The sequence below is a fragment of the Paenibacillus sp. FSL R5-0345 genome (assembly GCF_000758585.1).
In the GTDB taxonomy this organism is placed as follows: Bacteria; Bacillota; Bacilli; order Paenibacillales; family Paenibacillaceae; genus Paenibacillus_AQ.
In genome coordinates this window covers 1,698,052-1,718,599 of sequence record NZ_CP009281.1, presented here as the reverse complement: position 1 = coordinate 1,718,599, position 20,548 = coordinate 1,698,052, and the positions used below count along the sequence as shown (strand labels likewise).

Here is a 20,548-nt window from a genome sequence, read left to right as displayed (position 1 = left end):
TCCAGTATACATGCATTATCTGATTACCGTGACTTTCTTTTGACCGTTTGCGAAAACAATAAGGACCACTTCACCAAATATTTGTATACCTTCTACTACATAGGAATCCAAGTGACTGGATGGAACCTCATGGCTGATCACGATAATATGCTCCTCACTCTTTTCAGGGAAGCTGATGCGGCAGGCCTCGGCCTGTGCAGCATCCACTGCTTCACCCGTATGACGGTAAATCGTCACCTGTTCAACCAGAGGACAAAACTGCTCGCCGGGAGGCTGCGGATACAGCACTTGCATGATCGAAACCTTCCCTTTCCCCGTTCGGGAGTACACAGCATGCTGATTGGGTTCCAGCAGATTGTATTCGCGGGAGATTACCCCGTCATCAACCTTGCCCTGAAGTCCTTCAACATTAACAGGAATGATGCAAAGATTGGCTTCCCGCTCATTTTTAGTACGGCAAATAAATGTTTCGTCTTCCATCTGAACCGCTCCGGGCGCAAAATGTAAATGCTGGGAAAACGTATGCTCCTGCCGGCAGCTGAAGCTGTCGACCAGAAGCCAGTAATAAGGCTTGATGAATATAATCCTCCTAAGCGGGTATACCGGATCATTCAAATGACGATAACCGTCATGGCTGCCTTCTACATAATCAAATTCCGGCTTGCTAATCCATTGGGTGCCTGTCGGCTTCGCAATTTGGGAGAAGGACCATGTATCCGTGATTTCGGTAAATCCAATTCCGTCAACAGTGGTCGTATTATGGGCAGCGCTTTCTTTTAGCGCTTTTCTGAGTGGTGTATGATCACTATAGTTGTATCTGCCAAGATCGGTAAGCATATCCCGCCCATAAGCATACAGATCGAAATGTAGCAGATCCGCGTGCCCATGTCCACCCCCAAGTGGTCCGCAGTGGAAATATAAGTACAAAGCCTGCTCGTCCCAACCCGTCCGCATCACATAATGACCGGAATGTACAAAAGAATGTGACAAGTAAGACGGTTCTTCTGCCAACAGCCGCGCGTAGCCCTCAACGCCAGTCAACCCGAACAACCAGGCATTATCATAATCCATTTGATCGTATCCGCCAAAGCGGAGCACAGAATCCTGGAACAACCAACCCGCATAAGTCAAAATCGAACGGACATCGCTATCATCGCTATCGCCGAGCATCGGCTGCCGATGATTCGGCTTGGCCCAATATAATGAAGCTACGGCCATTTGACGTACCTTTTGCAAAAATTCATCCTCAAGCTCCAGTCCGTTCATACGGGCCAAGCGGATGCAGTCGAGAAAACATACCAGAACTTCATGGTGATAAGTGGGGGATTGCTCCCAGTGGATACCGTCCGCCATGATCTGGATTCGAGCTGTCTCCCCCAATCTCTCCTCACCGAGACGTTGCCAGTTTCTGGCCCTTGTGAACTCAGGGAAGTAGAGCGCGGTTTGGAACAAGCCACAAGTCTCCAGAACCCCCCAGTTGCTGATATTCTTCCAGCCCGTAAACGATGAAGCTAAATATTCACCGTGTTCATGCAGAGATATCATCACTTTTGCCAGAAGCGTCGGTGTGAGCAGCGAACTTTCCTGTATATAGGATAACGCTTTGATCCAGTTAGCACAGCGAAGGCCCGCTTCAATGGTACGCCAAGTCAGCGTATCATTCGTAGGCATGTCTGGAACAGGATTACGGTCCAGCCAATCTTCAAGCTGACAGCAAAATGCCCTCGCATATTTTTCATTACCAGTTATCGCATACGCTTGTCCTAATGCCACCCAGTAGCGGTGGCGATTCAGCATATAAGCCCATTCTACATCTTGGTCTGGAACATAACGCCAGTCAATTTTTTCCTCAAAGGTAACCGGAATGCGGCTTCGTTCCATGTCCCAGGGAAAGCGGAAGAGAAATGTCTGCTCGACGACTTCGTCCGCCGTCTTTATTACAAGTTCCAGATCATCTGTGCAATAGTGCTGTATATAGTCGATAAGCTGCTGCTTCCGGTTATCTGTTCTCCAGCCCGGCGTACTCCGGCTGGTCAAGTACCGATGCAACGCAGTCAGCGCATCGTCCTGCCGCGCTTGGTCGAGCGCATCCTTCACCGGAGCTAGAGCAGGTAACGCAAGGTCGAGTAGCGTAAAGACGGCATACGGAGAGGTTTGTTGGTTATCAGCGTTCATACCAGTACCCCCTGCTGCCTTTTTGCAGCCGCAGCAACGCTTCGAGATAAAAATAATCCCCCCAGATCATGAAATCATCCGGAGAAAGATCGCCGCGCACATGGTAAGAACCATGCTTCAGCAGCCCCTCCGCGTCTTCACCGATCGTGGAATAGTTCTGCACAAGTGAAGTCATCGACTGTATTAATCCCTGCTGAAAATAAGCTCGTTCGGGATCTTCCTCATCCATTAGCTCTAGCAGCTCCTGAAGTCCGGCCGCAACAATTGCAGATGCCGAACTATCCCGATAAGTATCCGCGGATACCGGTGCATTGAAGTCCCAATAAGCGACATGATCCTGTGGCAAATGCTCCAGGAAATAACGGGCCATCCGCTTGGACGTTTCCAAATACAATGGATCCTTAGTATAACGGTAAGATAATGCAAAACCGTAGACGCCCCAAGCCTGACCGCGCGTCCAAGTCGATCCGTTAGTATAGCCTTGGTGCGTAGCGCCCCCAATCGGCTCTCCGGTCTTCTGATCGAAGAAAAACGTATGGTAGGAGCTGTCATCTCCCCGCACCAGATAACGTTTCGTCTTATCCGCCTGCATGATCGCCACTTGCCGGTATATGGAATCCCCGGTCTGTTGTTCCGCCCAGTACAGAAGAGGTAGATTCAACAGGCAATCAATAATGATGCGCCCGCCTTCTTGGGCATCTCCGATAGGTCCCCAAGCCTGAATATATCCACCGTCTGTGCGCCAGCGCTTCAGTAGTAAGTCTGCCGCTTGCAATGTCAACTGACGTGCGGATTCGTCTTTTTCTATCATCCACTGGGCTTTGGAGGATAACGAATACAAGAATCCGATATCGTGATGATCAAGCACCGTCTTTGCCGCGAAACGGCGCCGGAAATCCTCTACGGTATGAGATGCCGCAATACGGAAGCTGTCATCCTGCGTATATTCATAGCACAACCACAACATGCCACTCCAGAATCCGTTAGTCCAGTCGTCGTTGTTATTGAGCTGGTAAGCTCCATTCTTGCTGACATGAGGGAAACTGCCCCCGAACCGATCTATGTTCTTACGTACCTTCTCTATCGCATCTTCAATCGCACTGCTCCACATAAGTTTCTTGCTCCCTTCAGACTCTTCGTTCTTACGTCTCATGATAAGGAGAGTGAACAGGATCTAATAGGGGTGATTTTTGCTTTGATGTGCATTATTTTGACTTTTGAACGAAGTAACAAAATATATAACTATTTATGGAAAAATACGTTAAAATCATGAAGTGAGTGAATTACAGCTTACATTATCTTAGAAACGGAGTGTCCTACTAATGAAAAAGCTAGGTGCATTATTTTTATCCATTTTCATTGTTATGTCTGTCTTTACCACTGCCCATGCGGCTGAAAAACCTGTCGGCGTATGGATTGACGGAACCGAAGTGAAGTTAGGCAATGCTAACCCTGTTGTAGAAAAAGGAACTACCTTGGTTCCTATGCGTCCACTTCTAGAGAAGCTTAATGTAAATTTGAATTGGAATAAAAAGACGAAAACCGTAACGGGGACCAAAAATGGACTGGCCCTCTCACTGACTATCGGCAGCACCACAGCAACGGTGAACGGGGAGAAGAAAAAACTAGAGGTGGCTCCTAAAACCATCAATAATGTCACCTATGTACCTGTCCGCTTTATAGGAGAAACGATCGGCTATAAGGTAGAATGGAGTCCGGCGCAGCGCACCATCACCTTTGTAGCCAATAATCAGGCTGCAGGCAGCACCGGTTTCTTATGGAAGGTGGAGCACAACGGTAACACCGTTTATCTGCTTGGTTCTATCCATGTGGCTAACGACAAAATGTACCCGCTGCGCCCGGAAATTGAAGCTGCCTTTGAGGCTTCTCAATATCTTGGGGTCGAAGTTGACTTAACCAAGGTTGATCAAACAGAGATTCAAAAGTTCCTTACGGAGAAAGGCTCCTATACAGATGGATCCAAGCTCAAGGATCACGTATCTGCTGATACCTATAACAAAGTTGTTGCGCTTCTGAAAGCGAATGGTCTTGCTGGAGATGCATTCGATTCCTATAAGCCATGGGTCGTTACTCAAGGCATTTCAAGCCTGCAAATGCAAACAACAGATTATACACCTGATACGGGAATCGACCTATATTTCACACAGAAAGCAGCCAAATTGAATAAACCGGTCATTGAATTGGAAAATATGCAATTGCAGCTGAACATGTTTGATCAATTCTCAGATGGATTACAAGAAAAGCTTCTCCTCGATACACTCGATAGCCTCAAACAAACAGACAATGCTGCAGCAACAGCTTCGTTGGATGCATTATCCCAAATGTGGATGCAGGGAGATGAGCAGTCGCTCGTAGCTATGACACAATCGGTCGCTAAGGAGCCAGAATACTACAAAGGTCTCGTTTCGGATCGAAATGCTAACATGGCGAAGCACGTTAAAGAGTATTTGAACAGTAATAAAAAAGCGACTTACCTTGTCGTTGTTGGCGCACTACACATGCTGGGTGATGACGGCATCGTAACCCAATTACAAAAAGACGGCTTTAACGTCGTCAAACAATAATTGCTAATAACAAAATAAATAAGGCTGTCTCTTAGTCATCACAATGACTTTGGAGGCAGCCTTTTATCTTTACTTTTTTAGCTCAATCTAAAATAGTAGTAAATTGACGTGAAGACAGAGCGGAGGGGTGGAGGGATTCTGGAGAAACGCCAGTGTTCGCCTTTAAAGACCAATTTCAACTGCTAATCTTTCTACTATCCAGAAATTGGGCTTTAACAGCGATCGTAAGAACCCTCCACTCCGCAGCGGTTTGTTCACAAACAGGCTACTACTAATTTTGGTTTTGAGCTTTTTCCTTCTACCATTTGATTAACTGATCCACCTTCACTGGAAGTCCGGTAGCTATCGAACGATTAGCCGCAATCCCGGTCATAATAGACAACGCCCCATCCACATGGGAAGCTGCTCGATTAAACCGATCCTCCACAGGTCGTTCAAAAATATCCCGCAGCATGACCGGATCTCCGCCGCCATGTCCCCCAACACCTTCTTCAATCTCCACTTCATAGGGAGGCGCAAAATGTGGGAATACAGTGATCTGCTTGTCCTTTAGGGCCCCTTCATCCTCTTTGTTCCCTCCGGCATTTACATAAGACTGTTCAACTACTTTCACTTCCATCCGTCCCTTTGTTCCATTAAATACTACAGTGAAGCCTTCCCAAGGCAAATAAGCATTAAGTGAATAGTTCATAATCGTCTTGTTTTTGTATTTGACCATGACTGCCATCGTATCCTCAATGCTGATATTATCACCGAATACGCTTTGATCACGCAGGTACCCATCTTCATGCTCGGCATCCAAATACATCTGCTTCAGCTGTTCATTATCTTTAAGATGAAGGGCAAAGGGATCATTTTCGGCTGCTGCACTACCATGAGCACGCTGATAAAACTCGGTCACGCCGCGCTTCTCTGCGTTTTCTCTGCCATAAAACCTTAAATCCCCCATGGCATAGACCGTGTCCGGACGTGAGCCCAACCAGAAATTCATCAAATCGAAATGATGTGTTGATTTATGGACCAATAGACCTCCACTATTATGCTTATCCCGATGCCATCTGCGGAAGTAATCCGCTCCATGCAGTGTATTTAGCAGCCATTCAAAGTTAACAGAAAGTACTTCGCCAATGGCTCCATCCATGATCAATTCACGGATTTTGGTGTTATGCGGGGCATAGCGGTAATTGAATGTAACGCGCAGCTTTTTCCCTGTTCGATCAATCGCCTCAAGAATCTCCCGGCATTTTTCTTCATCCACCGTCATCGGTTTCTCTGAGATAACATCACAGCCAAGCTCCATCGCCCGGATAATGTAACGATGATGTGTGCGGTCAATACTCGTAACGATAACCACATCCGGCTTAGTCTCTTCAATCATACGATCGAACTCATGAGCTTTATAAGTAGGAACCGCATGATACTGATACTTCCCTTCCAGTAATCGGTTCGCATAAGCCATTCTTACCCCATTCACATCGCAAAAGCCTACGATTTCCGAAGTTTCACGATAATTTGTAGTAATCTCTCCATAAAAGAATTCCGCTCGGCCGCCGGTACCTACGAATACATATTTCTTCTTCGACACAAGAATCACTCCATCGCTATTGATTTAGATGACGTTTCTTTCTATAGTTTATAGTATAAAATACATCGAAATCTAAGCGATTATTAGCAAATATGACGGAAACTTTGCATATATTAGCTTCATTATCTGAAAGGAGCAAATCTACAATGGAACAGGAGCTAGAGCCTCCATTTATCATTGAACAAATCAAAAGAGCCGGACCCTTCAGCATGGATTCCGACCATTATCACGATACATATGAAATTTATTATTTACTCGCAGGTGAGCGCAGCTATTATATTAACAATCTAATTTATACCTTGCGCAAAGGTGATCTGATATTTATTAACAAGAATGAACTCCACCGCACCACTTCTAAGGGTTCAGCACGGCATGAGCGAATATTGATTAACTTTGAGGAGAGCTTTCTGCAAAAAACGTTGGCCAACTATGATCTGAGCTTTCCTTTTTTATCTACCCAAAGCTTGCTTCTGCGACCCGGAGTCCATGAACAAGGAGCCATCGAATATATCCTCTTCGCTATGCTAAAAGAACAAGAGGAACATCGATCACAGCAGATCCCTTATCTTCAGACACTGCTTATCCAGTTATTCATTGAAATGAACAGAGCACAAGAAATAAGCCGCGAGCCCATCGCTCCTGAGAGCAGTGAGAAGCAGCTTAAAGTCTACGAAATGATCGATTATTTACAGGCACATTATGCTGAAAAGCTTACATTAGAGCAGCTATCCGAAACCTTTTTCATCAGCAGCACCTATCTTTGCCGTTTATTCAAGCAAACCACTGGATTTACCATTGTTGAATATCTAAACTACATTCGGATCAAGGAAGCCCAACGACTCTTGCAGAGCACTAACACTAAAGTCACTACCATTGCTGAGAATACAGGCTTTGACAGCATCGCCCACTTCGGGCGGGTGTTTAAGCACATCGCCAAGTGCTCACCCCTGCAATACCGCAAGCAGAACCGCTGATTATCAGGCCTTAATTACACCTTTTTTTATAATAATATTTCCATAAAGTGCTTCTTCACCTGTTACAACAATAGCGTAGCTTTCCTTTGAACGATTATAAAAATCAAACCGCTCCTCATATTTAATCGTCGCTTCAGCGTCATGTTTGACGATAATCGATTCGTATGTCGACCAGATCACCGGCACCGTAGGATCTCCCTCAACCACAGCCATAAACGCCAACTGATGTTCCACATAATGATCAAGTGGCATCAGCTCCAATATTGCGTCCAGTAAAGCAGGTATCCCAATGCCATCATATCTTAATACTTTTGAGTGCAAGGAGTGCCCTGGATAATTCGCATCCGCGAGGACAAGCTCATCTCCATGACCCATTTCCATCATTACACGCACCAGTTCCGGAGATAGCAGCTTAGGAATTTTTTTTAACATCCAAGCACCTCATTACTTCCCATAAAAAGATCTCAACGCAACCAGCTCATCAATCCGATGCTGCGGCAGTTCTCTCTCCCCGCCAATCATACGGGTAATGAATGTAATTTTAGCCGTATATTCGAGTCTCTCCATGTTCAAATAGGCTTCCATAACATCTGTTCCCCAAGTAAGTGCGCCGTGATTTTCAAGCAGGACTGCTGTTTTTTTGCCAAGGTAAGGCATCAGTGAGTCTGGAATTTCTTCTGTCGAAGGGGTACCATATTCCGCTAATGGGATATCCCCGATCATGATAACCGATTCCGGCATCATCATTTTATCGAGTGCCTCACCTTTAATGGCAAAAGCAGTGGCATACGGGGGATGTGCATGAACCACACCATTCATCTCAGGTAGCTCATTATAAATTCTCAAATGCATTTTAGTTTCTGTTGAAGGTCTGTACCCTTCTGCCGCTTCAAGCACTTCACCTTGCAGATTTACTTTTACAATCATATGAGGCTCTAAATATCCTTTGCTCACCGCTCTGGGAGTAGTAAGAATTTCATTCTCTGATAACCGTGCTGAAATATTTCCATCATTGGCGGCGATGAAATCTTTATTAAACAGATTTCTGCCGATATCACAAATCTGCAAACGTAATTTTTGTTCCAAAGTATCCATAAGTACTCTCCTCGTATCCTATTTTTTAGAGTTCTTTCCCACAGAAGGCTGGTATGTCTTAAAGGTAAAGGATTGTGCCACGAACTCTTTCCCCTCGGAAACATCCAATTTTCCCAGCGCAGCCAGTTGGACAATGATATTGCCAATTCCACTGGCCTCCACAGGTCCCGCAACGACTTCTCTACCCGTAGCATCAGCGGTGAGCTGGCATAATAGCTCATTTTGAATCCCACCGCCAACCATATGAATGATAGTGATTGTCTTGCCGGTGATCTCTTCCATTTCTTCAATCGTTCTACAGTATGATTGCGCAAGGCTCTCAAGGATAACGCGTATAATTTCAGCTTTCGTATTAGGGGGCTGTTGCCCCGTCCGCTCACAATATTCCTTAATCCGCTGTATCATCACACCTGGTGTACTGAAGAGCGGGTCATTCGGATCAATGATCGCTGGCGCCCTATTAATCGTTTTGGCTAGTTCAACCATTTCACTTTGACTAAGATTCTCTCCTGCTTTCGCCCAATTCCTTTGGAGCTCCTGCAAAATCCATAGTCCCGTTGTGTTTTTTAGCAAACGGTTAGAATTACCGAAGCAACGTTCATTTGTGAAACCATATTCATAGCTTCTCTCTGAAATGACCGGTTCAGGCGTCTCCATACCCACCAACGACCACGTACCACAGCTTAAAAATGCTGCTTCATCCTTACGAGTATAAGGAATCGAAGCCACGGCTGAAGCCGTGTCATGTGAAGCGCCGGCGATCACTTTTATAGGTCCTACACTAAGCTCCTCTTGAATAACCGGTAGGATAGATCCAATAACCGTTCCCGCTTGGACTTGATGTGGAACTAGACTACTCGGAATTCCAAGCCTGCTCAATAATTCAGAGGAGGGTTCTCCAGAGACAGCACCCACTAAGCCGCTTGTGCTCCAGATGGTACTCTCTGCTGCTTTAATACCAGAAAACAGATAATGAAATAGATCCGGCATCATCAAAATCGTATCCGCGGTCTCCATAAGAGAATCATTATCCTGAAAATCAGAGAACAGCTGATAGACTGTATTAATCACGCTTGGCTGAAGACCGGTCATACGGAATTGCTCTGCCGGTGAGAGTAGCGCTTCCAATTGGAGACGGTGAGCCTCCATCCTCCGATCCCTGTAATGATGTGGGGAATAGAGCATCATTCCTCTTTTGTCGATAAAACCGTAGTCAACTCCCCATGTATCCACACTTAAAGACGTCAATTCTCCGTGTTGCCTAAAGGCTTTTTGCACGCCTTGCTTCATTTCGTGGAAAAGCCTCAGAGTATCCCAATATAAGTGCCCATTGATCTGTACCGGCGTATTCTCAAACCGATGAATTTCTTCCATTTGCAGTCTATCTCCATCATATATCCCCAGCATAACTCTTCCGGAACTGGCGCCGAGATCTATGGCTAGAAGCTTAATTATATCAACCATTGTTCATCACACCTGCTTCAGGGGAAGATTTTAGTAGAGGGGTCCAAAGTTCTGACATGCTCTATAATCTGCTCCCTCCAGATCTTCGGTACCAAATAGCGACCACACCCGAGGTCTAAAAATACGTGATTCCTCAACGTTATGCATACTGACTGGAATACGCAGAATAGACGCCAGTGTAATCAAATCCGCTCCAATATGCCCATAGCTGATCGCCCCATGATTTGCGCCCCAATTATTCATGACATCATACACCGATTGGAAAGAACCACTATTGGTTAACTTAGGCGCAAACCAGGTCGTTGGCCATGTCGGGTCTGTTCTTTGATCCAAGGTATGGTGAACATCTTCAGGCAGCTCAACTGTGTGACCTTCTACAAGCTGAAGAACAGGTCCAAGCCCTTTAACCAAGTTCAGACGAGCCATGGTCACCGGCATCCCGCCTTTAGTTAAATAATCTGTAGAGAAGCCGCCCCCACGGAAATATTCTTGAGAAGCCGGGCGGAATTGGGTATGGCTCAAACAAGCTTCCACCTCATCCTCCGAAATTTCCCAAAAAGGTTTAATCGCAGGTTTACCGTCGATCGTCTGCTCACCCGTCCCATCAAGAGCAGCCGAACCAGAGTTGATCAAATGCAGTATTCCGTGTGCTGCCTCACCTTCTAATTGGTGACCCGTTACACGCTTAACTGCATCTGGACTCCAAAAGGTTCGAACATCCGCAAATATTTGTGCAGTATTCGTAAGCAAATAATTGAATAGCATCGTTACTCCGTTCAGGCTATCATTCTCTGTCGCTACGATATAAGGTGAACGTTTGCCATTCCAGTCAAAGGAGGAATTCAGAATTGTCTCCATGAAATCCCCGTTAGGAAAATGATCTGTCCATTGGCGCTGCCCTTGGAACCCACCCACAATCGCATTATGGCCGTTAGCCTCTTCCTCAAAGCCCAGCTCAGCGAGAACAGGATTTCCGATCATCAGATCTCGGGCGATCAATGTCATTTTGACACAAGTCTCCCACTGCTTCTCTTTCTCATCATCACTTATTTGCAGATGCTGTGGATTATTATCGGCACCAACTTGGCAGTTTTCTTTGGTCCACGCGAGTGCTCGCTTATATTCCTCTTTATCATAAATTTCCTCTTCAAAACGTCGCACATATTCTGACATATCTATATATTCATTACGCATTCCCAGATACTCTTGGAAGAACTGTTCATTCACAATCGATCCAGCAATCCCCATCGAAACAGAACCCATTGATAAATAGGATTTCCCTCTCATTTGAGCGACAGCCAACCCAGCTTTGGCGAACTGCAGCAATTTAGTCTGCACATCCGCTGGAATCTCCTCACTGCTAGACTCCTGAACATCCTCACCATAGATACCAAACGCCGGAATTCCTTTTTGTGCATAAGCAGAGAGAACAGCAGCTAGATAGACCGCGCCAGGGCGTTCCGTTCCGTTAAAGCCCCAAACCGCATGCGGGATCGAGGCGTCCATATCCATCGTTTCAGAACCATAACACCAGCAAGGAGTCACGGTAATCGATACGCCAACATTAGCCCCGGCAAATTTCTGAGCCGCAGCAGCAGCTTCTTTAACACCACCAATCGTAGAATCGGCAATGATGCATTCCACGGGGCGGCCATCCGGATAAAATAAGTTCTCTTCAATAAACTTAGCTACCCGCTGTGCCATACCCATGGTTTGAGCTTCTAGCGATTCGCGGACACCTCTTCTTCTGCCATCAATGGTCGGGCGGATGCCAATTTTCGGATAGTTTTCTATCACTGCTGTTCCTCCTCAAGATCATCATAGTATCATCGGTAATGGACCTATTTCTCCTTCATCATAAAATATGGAAACGCTTTAGTCAACATAAAACAACATATTTATAGATAAATTATGTGGTTTTATGTGGTATTAATATTATTATACTGTGGTATTATGTGAATATGAGGTTATTTCTTTGATTTATACAACAATGTAGTAAACTAGAAAGTAGATGATGATAGAGGTGAGTGAACGGATGAAAGCATTTGAACGGCGAGATTTAATCATTAATGAGCTGTATAGACAAAAGAAAGTCCATGTTGCTCAGCTGGCGCAAAAATTCAATGTCTCGGAAGAGACCATTCGGCGGGATCTGGATAAACTGGACAAGGAAGGACTTGCCAAGAAGAATTATGGCGGGGCGATCCTCAATGCCCACACGAATGAGGACCCTCCCTATGTTAGTAGACATCAGGTAAATATAGAGGCTAAACGTACGATAGCTGATCATGTTCTCCAATTAATTAATGATGGGGACAGCTTGGTGACGGATACGAGTTCAACCGTTTTTGAGGCCTTACGGAGAATTATAGAGGAGAAAAACAATCTTACGATTATTACGAACTCACTGGTTGTATTATCTGAATTTCAACACTCCGGGCAAAAGCTAATTTCCACCGGTGGAATACTAGGCCCCGAGACTAGCTCCTTCGTTGGACATACCGCCTCGCAGACTATTCAAAAATATAATGTGGACGTAGCTATATTCAGCTGTAAAGCGTTGTCTATGACTGGTGGGCTCAGCGATTCGAATGAAGAAGAAAGTGAATTGAAGATTCTTATGCAACAGCAGGCGAATAAAGTAATTCTGCTCGCAGATCACTCTAAGTTCGACAGGACTGCGTTCATTAAATTATTTAGTTTCGATAGAGTGGATTATATCGTTACAGACGAGAAGCCTTCTGAGGAATGGATCGAGTTTCTGAATAACTATCATATCTCTCTTATCTATGCACCCGCTGAGTAATCAGTAGGTGCATAAATTAAGATAAGGGGAAACCTTTATTCCACTAGTCGTTTAAAAGACCGCTTTTCCCTACGATCTTCAGCCACTCCCCGGCAATCAGATCATGCCCGGCCGCTGTCGGGTGAACGCCGTCCCACAGCCAGTAGGCTGCATCTGTTCTACGAGCAGCTGCATCGAATGCTTCCTGTAAAGGAACAAACACCGCATTAAATTCTTCTGCAAGCTGCTTAACAACGCTCTGGTAATGCGTAATTTTAGCTTCCCATTCTTCCCATTGTTCTGCCGGAGCTCCGGTATTTAGAATAAAAGGCTCACACAAGACTAGCTTCGTTTGCGGAAGTACTTCCCCAGTTTCTTCAAGCACGTGACGGTACGCACGTTCAAAACGGTCCGTTACACCGCTTGGTTCCCCTTTCATTGTTCTCCAAAGATCATTAACACCAATCAAAATACTAATGATATTCGGCTGAAGGTAAATCGCATCCTCATTCCAGCGTGCATACAAATCGGAGATTCGATCCCCACTTATCCCACGGTTATAGAATACTAGATTCTGCTCAGCCTGTTCATTACCTAACTTGCCACCAATGATATATGCATAGCTATGTCCCAGAATATGATTGGGATCTTCATCACGACCACGGTTCCCGTCAGTGATAGAATCACCCTGAAATAAAATCACTTTTTTTGCTTTAGAAGTTGGACTAGTCATTACTATGATTCATCTCCTTGAAATCTTCTTTTACATGAAACATTCAAGTTGAATGTTCCATAAGATACAAGTAAAGTTAACATATACAACTCAAGGAGGGAAGAGAAATATGAAATACAGAAGACTTGGCAATTCAGGACTAAAAATCAGTGAAATCGGCTTAGGTAGCTGGCTTACATATGGAACAGCAGCAGAGCAAAAGGCTGCAGACGCCTGCATCAGCACAGCTTTTGAATGCGGTATCAATTTCTTTGATACAGCTAATGCCTATAACCGAGGTGAAGGTGAAAAAGCAATGGGTGCTGCTCTTCGCGCTTATGAAAGATCATCTTATGTGCTTAGTACCAAGGTGTTCTTCCCCATGGGAGACGATGTAAATAATCGCGGTTTATCTCGCAAGCACATTATGGAGCAGTGTGAAGCTAGCCTTCGCCGCTTAGGAACCGACTATATTGATGTTTATTTTTGTCATCGCTTCGATAGAGAGACGCCTGTAGAGGAAACCTTGCGCGCGCTTGACGACTTAACTGCACAAGGAAAAATTCTGTATTCTGCAGTAAGCGAATGGAGCGCAGCCCAGATTTCTGATGCCGCTGGTATTTCACGCAGACTAAATCTGCGTCCACTTATTTCTAATCAGCCCATCTACAACATGTTTGAGCGGTACATTGAAAATGAGGTGCTTGAGGTATCTCAGCGCGAGGGCCTTGGTCAAGTAGTCTTTTCTCCACTCGCTCAAGGAATTCTGACCGGCAAATACAAACCTGGTCAACAGCCTCCAGAAGGAACCCGTGCAGCAGATGATTCGGTAAACGGGGTCATTCGCAGCTACTTCCGCGATGATGTACTGACTGTTGTCGGACAACTGGATGAACTAGCCAACAGCCTTGATTTGAAGCTGTCGCAACTAGCGTTAGCTTGGACCCTGCGGCAACCTGGTGTAAGTTCTGCAATTATTGGAGCCAGTAAGCCAGCGCAGGTGGAAGAGAACGCCAAAGCGGTTGATGCCGTTTTATCCCTAGATACTTTGGAGAGAATTGAAGAGATTCTAAAGCCAGTAGCCGACTTCGCTCCAGCAAGATAATCCAAAAGGGGTTGTACCAAAAGTCATAGCAATTGGCTTAGGTACAACCTCTTTTTTTCTTAAGAGATCAATTTGGATTTTTCGGCTTGTTCAGCTGCCTTATCGATATAACGCTCCAGCGGTTTCTTGAGTGTTAGCGCCAGTAAGAGTGCTATTACACCGAATAAGATCAAATAAAGACAATCGCGAATCGCCACTTCCGGCAGAATCCCCCCTACCGCTTCCCGCATTAGACTAATCGCATAAGTAAAAGGCATAAACGGATTCAACATCTGAAAGAAATGCCCTGTTGTACTGATTGGAAACGTACCGCCAGAGCTTGAGAATTGTAGTACCATAAATACGATCGCTATCCCCTTCCCTACATTGCCGAATACGGAGACCAGCGTAAATACAATCGTCACGAATACGATACTAATCAATACTGCAAAAAGGACAAACCACACCTTATCCACCACATAACATTTCAGAATAAAAATATTGCCAAGTACAGCCACCAGCGCTTGAAGAATCCCAACCGTAAGAAACGTCAGCAGTCGTCCAAAATACAATTGATATCGCTTGTACACAATCCCCTCCGTATCCACCCCCGTACGAAGAAGTGAGATAAGAAGTGTACCGCCCACCCATAAAGAAAGTACAACATAAAAAGGAGTCATAGCCGACCCATAGTTCGGAATAGGATATAACTTATTCTCTTTTAACACTACCGGATTGGCCAAAAAATCACTCTTGCTCTTAATATCCCCTCCAAGCAGCTCAGCAATTTCTCCCAGATCCACTTCATCTTTGATCTGACGGATGGTAGCTGCTGCTTTACGAATCGAATCTTCCAGGATTGGAAGATCATTTCGCACCAAGTCCGCTGCGACCGCCACCCCCTTATCCGCACGGGGGAGGCCTGTACGAATCAGATCAGAAATCTGATGCACGCGTTCCTCTACAGTCGGCAGATCCTGACGGACGAAATTTGCGGCTTGTTGTATCTTTTCCCCTGCGGCAGGCAAGCTGCCCTGAATAAGTGGAAGTGTATCGCGAATAAAAGCACCAAAGTTCTGTGTCTTATCTGCGACACCACTGGCTGCTGTATGTACCGCTTCACCAATCGCTGGTAAGTCCTGCTGTAGACTAGCCAAGCTCGATTGTCCGAATTCAATCGCCGACACGGTTTCTTCAAGTAGGGTACCCAGCGCAGATAGACGATCTGGAACCTGCTCCAGTGCTGTAGCTGTAGTCTCAGCAGCCGTAGTTAATTGCTCTAATGTATTTTTTATAGCAGGAAGAGTTGCCGTTTCATATCTGGAAATAAGCTTAGCAACGGCTGCGTTCCCTTCATCAGATTTAAGGCCCAATTGCTCAACAATACTCGGATCAGGCTGACCATCCTTTTGAAGATCCGTTGCCAAGGAATTTACCAATGTAGTCTGTCTGCTCAAGACATTGTTTACATCCTTTAAAATGCTGATCTCCGCATTAGACACTGTTCCTGGGGAGAATGTATTCAGTGCCGATAACAAAGAAAGCGTATGATCAATTACGCCACTTCCCGATGCTAAGTGAGCGGATACTAACTCAAGTTGCTCGCTCACCGCTTGCGGGTCTATATCCTTTCCCTGCAACTGTTCAACAAGTTGAACTACTGTATTCTCTGTTTTTTGCAGGAGGTATATATTTTGTTTGAGGGCGGCAGGTACTGCTTCAAATGCAGCATTACTCTTCTCTAAAAATTGCTGAAGCTCCAGAACAAAATCATTTCCAGCGGCTGTAATCTTGTCGGCCTTAGGTAACGCAGTTAGGGCAGTATTAACAATCTTGTTAGCTCCAGCAAGACCTTCAGCCGCCTTATCCATGATTTGTTCAACTTCGCCAAAATGATTATCGAGTTGAACGATTAGCTGTGCGGCTTGTTCAATTTTGGGCAGCTTATCCTGCAGTGCATCTAAATGATCTGCAGCATCGGCAATTTGCGGCCAATGTTCAGCTATTTTTTCTAAAGCCAAGCCCGCCTTCTCTACCTCAGGCAGTTTGTTCTCCAATTTAGAGATACGCTCTGCTGATGCATGAATTTGTGGCCAATTCTCCTCAATCTTCAATACACTTTGGCCTGCCGTTTCAATCTCAGGAAGACTTGCCTCTAGTTTAAACAAAGCTTTTTCTACCTTGCGTATAATAGGCAGTTCCGATTGGAACTTTGCATCAATTTCCTTTAAAGCAGTAAATACCGTTTCGCTAATCGTTTCCGTAAAATTCTCACTGATTTGCGTAGTGATTGAAGAGGCGCCTTTATCCGTGATTTTTGGAGCAATCGCATTTATCTTCTCATTGACGGTGTATTCGATTTCTGGTTTCACGATCCTGCCTTCAAGGATTCCCGTCATTCGCTTTGAGAAATCAGCAGGGATAACAATACTGGCATAATAGTCTCCACGTTTCACGCCGTTATGCGCAGCTTCTGCATCTACGAAGGTCCAGCCTAAGTTTTTATTATTCCGAAGACTGTCCATCACATCATTGCCGATATTGAAGCTCTTATCCTTCACAGTGGTTCCTTCATCCAGACTGGTTACAGCAATTTTAATGCCAGAGGTGTTACTGTAGGGATCCCATACTGCTGCAACATTAAACCAATCATATACAGAAGGTAATACTACCAAAGCAGCGATCAGGAACACGGCCACAGGAACCTTAAATACGTTGCGCCAGTCGTTCCTATAAATCCGCAATATTCCACCCATTCGTTGCTCCCCCTCATCTGTATGTTTTGACATTTTAATATGCCCGAGGAGACAAACATTTACTATCATTTTAGTGGATTCATGACCGCAATTACTTTTCAGAAATATTTTTAAAAAAATGCAACAAAACCTGCTCCTCAAACGTAATAGAAGTAGATAGCCCGTTTAGGAAAAAACGTAGCGGGTAATAAGATATATACAACCTTTTTACATATCTCAAGGGGGAGATTTCTAATGTTTAAGAAAAAGTCAGCGTATGTGTTACCGGTTGTTGTTCTATTGTTTCTTTCCCTAATTACTACTGCTAGTACCGTTGGAACACGAGTGGATGCGCAAGATAGTGACAAGACTCAGCAACAGACGGTATATATCCATACTATTCAATCCGAAAATGGCAAGCTTTCCATTACAGCCGATGAAATAAACTGGTATCAGGGTGCTGATGCTGACCGAGTCTTTGCTGAAAGAGACCCAGAAGGTGCAGCAGAAATTGGCGGAGCTCCAGACGGCTACTATGTTGTTAATGATGTTGATACACTGACAACCTATCCGATAGCGGATAACGCAACAGTCACCATGCAGATCTATGATCACACTGGCAATATTGACGACCTAGACATTCAATGGAACGAAGCCATTACCTTACAGCAATTTATCGATCAATTTAATAACACGGATATCTTAGATTTAAGCCAGTTCCCTTATCACCTTACGATTCAGGACGGCGTAATCACTTCCATCGTACAACAATATATACCTTAAACAGCATCTCATAAAAAGAGGGTTTACCTAGCGGCCATTTACGTGGCTTATAGGTAACCCTCTTTTTAATAACGAATTATTTATTTGCGGCATCCTTAACAGGAACTCCAAAATTCGGTGTGCCATCTTCATTCCAATGGAAAACTTGTGCACGAGTATGACGGTTTGGATCATATAGAGGATCGCCAGTAATTTCTTTATAATTGCGGCAGTGGTAAATGAGCACATCTTCCCCATTTTCATTAACCGTAAAGCTATTATGGCCTGGACCGAATTGTCCATTTTCTTCATTCGTTTGGAAGACAGGATTCGGTAGTTTAGTCCATGAAGCTGCATCAAGAAGCTCGCTGTCTTCATCCGCTACCAATAATCCCATACAGTAGTTAAAGTCGGTAGCACTCGCCGAGAAACTGATAAAGATACGTCCGTTGCGTTTCAATACTGCTGCCCCTTCGTTTACTTTGTACCCAATAATTTCCCAGTCATGCTCAGGAGTCGCAATCATAGTCTGAGGACCTGTTAGTGTCCACGGATTGCTCATTTCAGAAATATACAGATTAGAATTCCCCTCAATATTCAGGTCCTTCTGAGCCCATACATAGTACAGTTTTCCTTTATGCTGAAACGTAGTTGCGTCCAGCGCGAACGATTCCCAAGCGGTCTTCACTTGGCCTTTTTCTTCCCATGTTCCTTCTAAAGGATTTGCAGATGCATTCTCGAGCGCAAACATCCGGTGATCGAACAAACCATCTGTCGTCTCCGTCGTTCGGGCTGCGGCAAAGTAAATGTACCACTTTCCGTCAATGTAATGAATTTCCGGCGCCCAAATGTTAGCACTAAGCGGACCCGTCTCATACTTGCGCCATACTACAACTGGTTCTGCTGTAGTCAATCCTTCGATCGTTGTCGATCTTCTAACTTCGATCCGGTCATATTCTGGAACAGAAGCGGTGAAGTAGTAATAACCATCCGTATGTTTATATACCCATGGATCAGCACGTTGCTCCACCAATGGGTTGTTGTACTCTCTACTCGTATCCATACTCTCTCTCCTCTAGATAAGCTTTAGCAATACTGATCCATGCGGTGGAAGAACCTGCGTAATCCCTTCATTAATAACCTCCAGGTCGCGGCTTTGCCACAGATCACGGATCGTTCTTGGAATTGAAACATTAAGCTGTTGGAACGGTACCTGAAGCGTTGATTCTTCATCACTGAGATTAAACAATGCTACATAATGGTTTCCTTGTTCATCCTCAGAAGTCCAGATCGCATACTTCTCATTCAGATCCATCTGTCTGCCACCCTTACCAAAACGATGCAGATGAAGTACTTCCTTATTGGTTAACAAAGATAATGTCCACTCATCATTGTCTCTAAGCTCTCCCCCAAACATTAAAGGGGAACGGAAAATCGTCCAGAGCGTCATCATGGTAACCTGTTCCTCAGGAGTAAACCGTGTAAACCGGTCTCCCCCGCCATCAACGGAACGAATCCCAAGATGACCTAGCGGCAGCATATCACAATCCGGCCAATGGCCTGGCTGAACGTAGGGAGCCCACTTCTCACACCGCTCGAACATTCCACGCAGCAAATGCCAATGATCCCAATAATCGTCGGTCATTCTCCACAGGTTAGCATGTTCAGCTAAGTGTTCAGCCTCTTCTACTGGAGCAGGTCCAGGGGAAAGACTAAGCACCATCTCGCGACCGCTGTGGTCGATAGCCTTACGGATCATAGCAACTTCGTCTTTGTGATACCCATAAATACGTGAAGCAGCAATATCATCCACTTTCACATAATCTACACCCCAACTTGCATACAGCTGGAACAGAGAATCATAGTAAGCCTGACTGCCTTCTTTAGAAGCATCTACTCCATACATATCTGTATTCCACGGACAAATAGAATTGGGATGAGCGATATCACGTGCAGTTTGCTTAGATCCTAGTATGGCACTGGCCGAATGAACAGCCTGACGTGGGATTCCGCGCATAATATGTATGCCAAATTTCAACCCTAGACCATGTACAAATTCAGCCAGTGGAGCAAAACCTTTGCCACCCTTTGCGGAAGGAAAACGATTCTCTGCCGGTTGAAGTCTGGAATACTCATCCATGACCAGCGGTACAAAATTGCGATATTGTGAGGAGTTCGCTCCAGGCTCATACCACTGAATATCCACAACTACATATTCCCAGCCAAAATCCTTCAAATGAGTGGCCATATATTCGGCGTTGCCTCTTACCTCTTCTTCATTAACACTAGCTCCGTAACAATCCCAACTATTCCAGCCCATCGGTGGCGTTGCAGCTAACATAATGATTTCCACGTCCTTTTCTAAGTCTCACTCCTAGCTCCTACTCTTATCTCTAATCACAAACCATAAATTCAGCATCGGCCATTTTGCCTTCTTAAGGATTAATAAGCATTCAATTTCAGTTTAAAAATAGCATAGACAAAAAGACTTGTAAATATATTTAATTAAACCTTTTTATATTATTATAAAATTAATAACAAAAGTGACGAAATTTCCGTTAAAAATCAACCTAAATCGTGAATTTAGTTTAC

General features: G+C 44.8%; 16 protein-coding genes. 5 read left to right on the top strand and 11 right to left on the bottom strand.

Annotated elements, in window-relative coordinates:
• Window positions 1-15 precede the first annotated feature (15 nt).
• Window positions 16-2,175, bottom strand: coding sequence for an alginate lyase family protein (locus tag R50345_RS07615; protein WP_042125413.1), 2,160 nt, complete (start codon window positions 2,173-2,175; stop codon window positions 16-18).
• Window positions 2,165-3,286: a glycoside hydrolase family 88 protein gene (locus R50345_RS07610; protein ID WP_042125411.1), complete on the bottom strand. Its 1,122-nt coding sequence runs from the start codon at window positions 3,284-3,286 to the stop codon at window positions 2,165-2,167. Before R50345_RS07610 ends, R50345_RS07615 begins: the two co-directional genes overlap by 11 nt.
• A 211-nt stretch (window positions 3,287-3,497) precedes the next feature.
• Here R50345_RS07610 and R50345_RS07605 point away from each other — a divergent pair, with 211 nt between their 5' ends.
• Complete coding sequence (locus tag R50345_RS07605) at window positions 3,498-4,760, top strand: TraB/GumN family protein (protein ID WP_042125409.1); 1,263 nt, start codon at window positions 3,498-3,500, stop codon at window positions 4,758-4,760.
• A 298-nt stretch (window positions 4,761-5,058) separates the two neighbouring features.
• Here the strand turns inward: R50345_RS07605 and R50345_RS07600 are convergent, their stop codons facing one another.
• On the bottom strand, window positions 5,059-6,345 hold the full coding sequence (locus tag R50345_RS07600; protein WP_042125407.1) for a Gfo/Idh/MocA family protein: 1,287 nt from the start codon (window positions 6,343-6,345) through the stop codon (window positions 5,059-5,061).
• Between the two features lie 146 nt (window positions 6,346-6,491).
• On the opposite strand from R50345_RS07600, the gene R50345_RS07595 reads away from it, so the two are divergent.
• The gene (locus R50345_RS07595; RefSeq protein WP_042125405.1) at window positions 6,492-7,319 is read left to right on the top strand and encodes an AraC family transcriptional regulator; all 828 of its coding nucleotides are present in this window, start codon (window positions 6,492-6,494) and stop codon (window positions 7,317-7,319) included.
• A 3-nt stretch (window positions 7,320-7,322) separates the two neighbouring features.
• Here R50345_RS07595 and R50345_RS07590 read toward each other — a convergent pair whose 3' ends face one another.
• Genes R50345_RS07590 through R50345_RS07575 form a run of 4 tightly spaced genes read right to left on the bottom strand, consistent with a single transcriptional unit; the run spans window position 7,323 to window position 11,675 of the window.
• Window positions 7,323-7,751, bottom strand: coding sequence for an RbsD/FucU family protein (locus R50345_RS07590; protein ID WP_042125404.1), 429 nt, complete (start codon window positions 7,749-7,751; stop codon window positions 7,323-7,325).
• Window positions 7,752-7,763: 12 nt separating this feature from the next.
• Window positions 7,764-8,414: a class II aldolase/adducin family protein gene (locus tag R50345_RS07585; protein ID WP_042125403.1), complete on the bottom strand. Its 651-nt coding sequence runs from the start codon at window positions 8,412-8,414 to the stop codon at window positions 7,764-7,766.
• An 18-nt stretch (window positions 8,415-8,432) separates the two neighbouring features.
• Window positions 8,433-9,878: a rhamnulokinase gene (locus R50345_RS07580; protein ID WP_042125402.1), complete on the bottom strand. Its 1,446-nt coding sequence runs from the start codon at window positions 9,876-9,878 to the stop codon at window positions 8,433-8,435.
• 30 nt (window positions 9,879-9,908) lie between these two features.
• Window positions 9,909-11,675, bottom strand: a complete 1,767-nt coding sequence (locus R50345_RS07575; protein ID WP_042125401.1) for an L-fucose isomerase — start codon at window positions 11,673-11,675, stop codon at window positions 9,909-9,911.
• Window positions 11,676-11,913: 238 nt separating this feature from the next.
• Between R50345_RS07575 and R50345_RS07570 the strand changes: the two genes are divergently transcribed.
• Window positions 11,914-12,684 (top strand): DeoR/GlpR family DNA-binding transcription regulator, encoded by a 771-nt coding sequence (locus tag R50345_RS07570; RefSeq protein WP_042125399.1) that lies wholly within the window; start codon window positions 11,914-11,916, stop codon window positions 12,682-12,684.
• 43 nt (window positions 12,685-12,727) lie between these two features.
• Here R50345_RS07570 and R50345_RS07565 read toward each other — a convergent pair whose 3' ends face one another.
• Window positions 12,728-13,396 carry an SGNH/GDSL hydrolase family protein gene (locus tag R50345_RS07565; RefSeq protein ID WP_042125397.1) on the bottom strand — a complete coding sequence of 223 codons (669 nt, stop codon included), beginning with the start codon at window positions 13,394-13,396 and terminating at the stop codon, window positions 12,728-12,730.
• Window positions 13,397-13,505: 109 nt separating this feature from the next.
• Here R50345_RS07565 and R50345_RS07560 point away from each other — a divergent pair, with 109 nt between their 5' ends.
• Entirely contained in the window at window positions 13,506-14,480 is a 975-nt protein-coding gene (locus R50345_RS07560) for an aldo/keto reductase family protein (protein WP_042125396.1), read from the top strand.
• Between the two features lie 59 nt (window positions 14,481-14,539).
• Here R50345_RS07560 and R50345_RS07555 read toward each other — a convergent pair whose 3' ends face one another.
• On the bottom strand, window positions 14,540-17,215 hold the full coding sequence (locus tag R50345_RS07555) for a YhgE/Pip domain-containing protein (RefSeq protein ID WP_042125394.1): 2,676 nt from the start codon (window positions 17,213-17,215) through the stop codon (window positions 14,540-14,542).
• Window positions 17,216-17,449: 234 nt separating this feature from the next.
• On the opposite strand from R50345_RS07555, the gene R50345_RS07550 reads away from it, so the two are divergent.
• The gene (locus R50345_RS07550) at window positions 17,450-17,977 is read left to right on the top strand and encodes a hypothetical protein (RefSeq protein WP_042125392.1); all 528 of its coding nucleotides are present in this window, start codon (window positions 17,450-17,452) and stop codon (window positions 17,975-17,977) included.
• Window positions 17,978-18,053: 76 nt separating this feature from the next.
• On the opposite strand, the gene R50345_RS07545 is transcribed toward R50345_RS07550, so the two are convergent.
• Together R50345_RS07545 and R50345_RS07540 are read right to left on the bottom strand one after the other, a co-directional pair.
• A complete protein-coding gene (locus R50345_RS07545; protein WP_042125391.1) occupies window positions 18,054-19,019 on the bottom strand; it encodes a glycoside hydrolase family 43 protein in 966 nt (321 codons plus the stop codon).
• 12 nt (window positions 19,020-19,031) lie between these two features.
• Window positions 19,032-20,297, bottom strand: a complete 1,266-nt coding sequence (locus tag R50345_RS07540) for a glycoside hydrolase family 27 protein (RefSeq protein ID WP_442950206.1) — start codon at window positions 20,295-20,297, stop codon at window positions 19,032-19,034.
• Window positions 20,298-20,548: the final 251 nt, after the last annotated feature.

Excerpts from the sequence above, each read along its gene's own strand:
- R50345_RS07605 (WP_042125409.1), top strand. The coding sequence starts at position 3,498 with ATGAAAAAGCTAGGTGCATTATTTTTATCCATTTTCATTGTTATGTCT.
- R50345_RS07595 (WP_042125405.1), top strand. The coding sequence starts at position 6,492 with ATGGAACAGGAGCTAGAGCCTCCATTTATCATTGAACAAATCAAAAGA.
- R50345_RS07540 (WP_442950206.1), bottom strand. The coding sequence starts at position 20,297 with ATGTTAGCTGCAACGCCACCGATGGGCTGGAATAGTTGGGATTGTTAC.
- R50345_RS07585 (WP_042125403.1), bottom strand. The coding sequence starts at position 8,414 with ATGGATACTTTGGAACAAAAATTACGTTTGCAGATTTGTGATATCGGC.
- R50345_RS07590 (WP_042125404.1), bottom strand. The coding sequence starts at position 7,751 with ATGTTAAAAAAAATTCCTAAGCTGCTATCTCCGGAACTGGTGCGTGTA.
- R50345_RS07565 (WP_042125397.1), bottom strand. The coding sequence starts at position 13,396 with ATGACTAGTCCAACTTCTAAAGCAAAAAAAGTGATTTTATTTCAGGGT.
- R50345_RS07560 (WP_042125396.1), top strand. The coding sequence starts at position 13,506 with ATGAAATACAGAAGACTTGGCAATTCAGGACTAAAAATCAGTGAAATC.
- R50345_RS07545 (WP_042125391.1), bottom strand. The coding sequence starts at position 19,019 with ATGGATACGAGTAGAGAGTACAACAACCCATTGGTGGAGCAACGTGCT.
- R50345_RS07570 (WP_042125399.1), top strand. The coding sequence starts at position 11,914 with ATGAAAGCATTTGAACGGCGAGATTTAATCATTAATGAGCTGTATAGA.
- R50345_RS07610 (WP_042125411.1), bottom strand. The coding sequence starts at position 3,286 with ATGTGGAGCAGTGCGATTGAAGATGCGATAGAGAAGGTACGTAAGAAC.
- R50345_RS07555 (WP_042125394.1), bottom strand. The coding sequence starts at position 17,215 with ATGGGTGGAATATTGCGGATTTATAGGAACGACTGGCGCAACGTATTT.
- R50345_RS07580 (WP_042125402.1), bottom strand. The coding sequence starts at position 9,878 with ATGGTTGATATAATTAAGCTTCTAGCCATAGATCTCGGCGCCAGTTCC.
- R50345_RS07550 (WP_042125392.1), top strand. The coding sequence starts at position 17,450 with ATGTTTAAGAAAAAGTCAGCGTATGTGTTACCGGTTGTTGTTCTATTG.
- R50345_RS07615 (WP_042125413.1), bottom strand. The coding sequence starts at position 2,175 with ATGAACGCTGATAACCAACAAACCTCTCCGTATGCCGTCTTTACGCTA.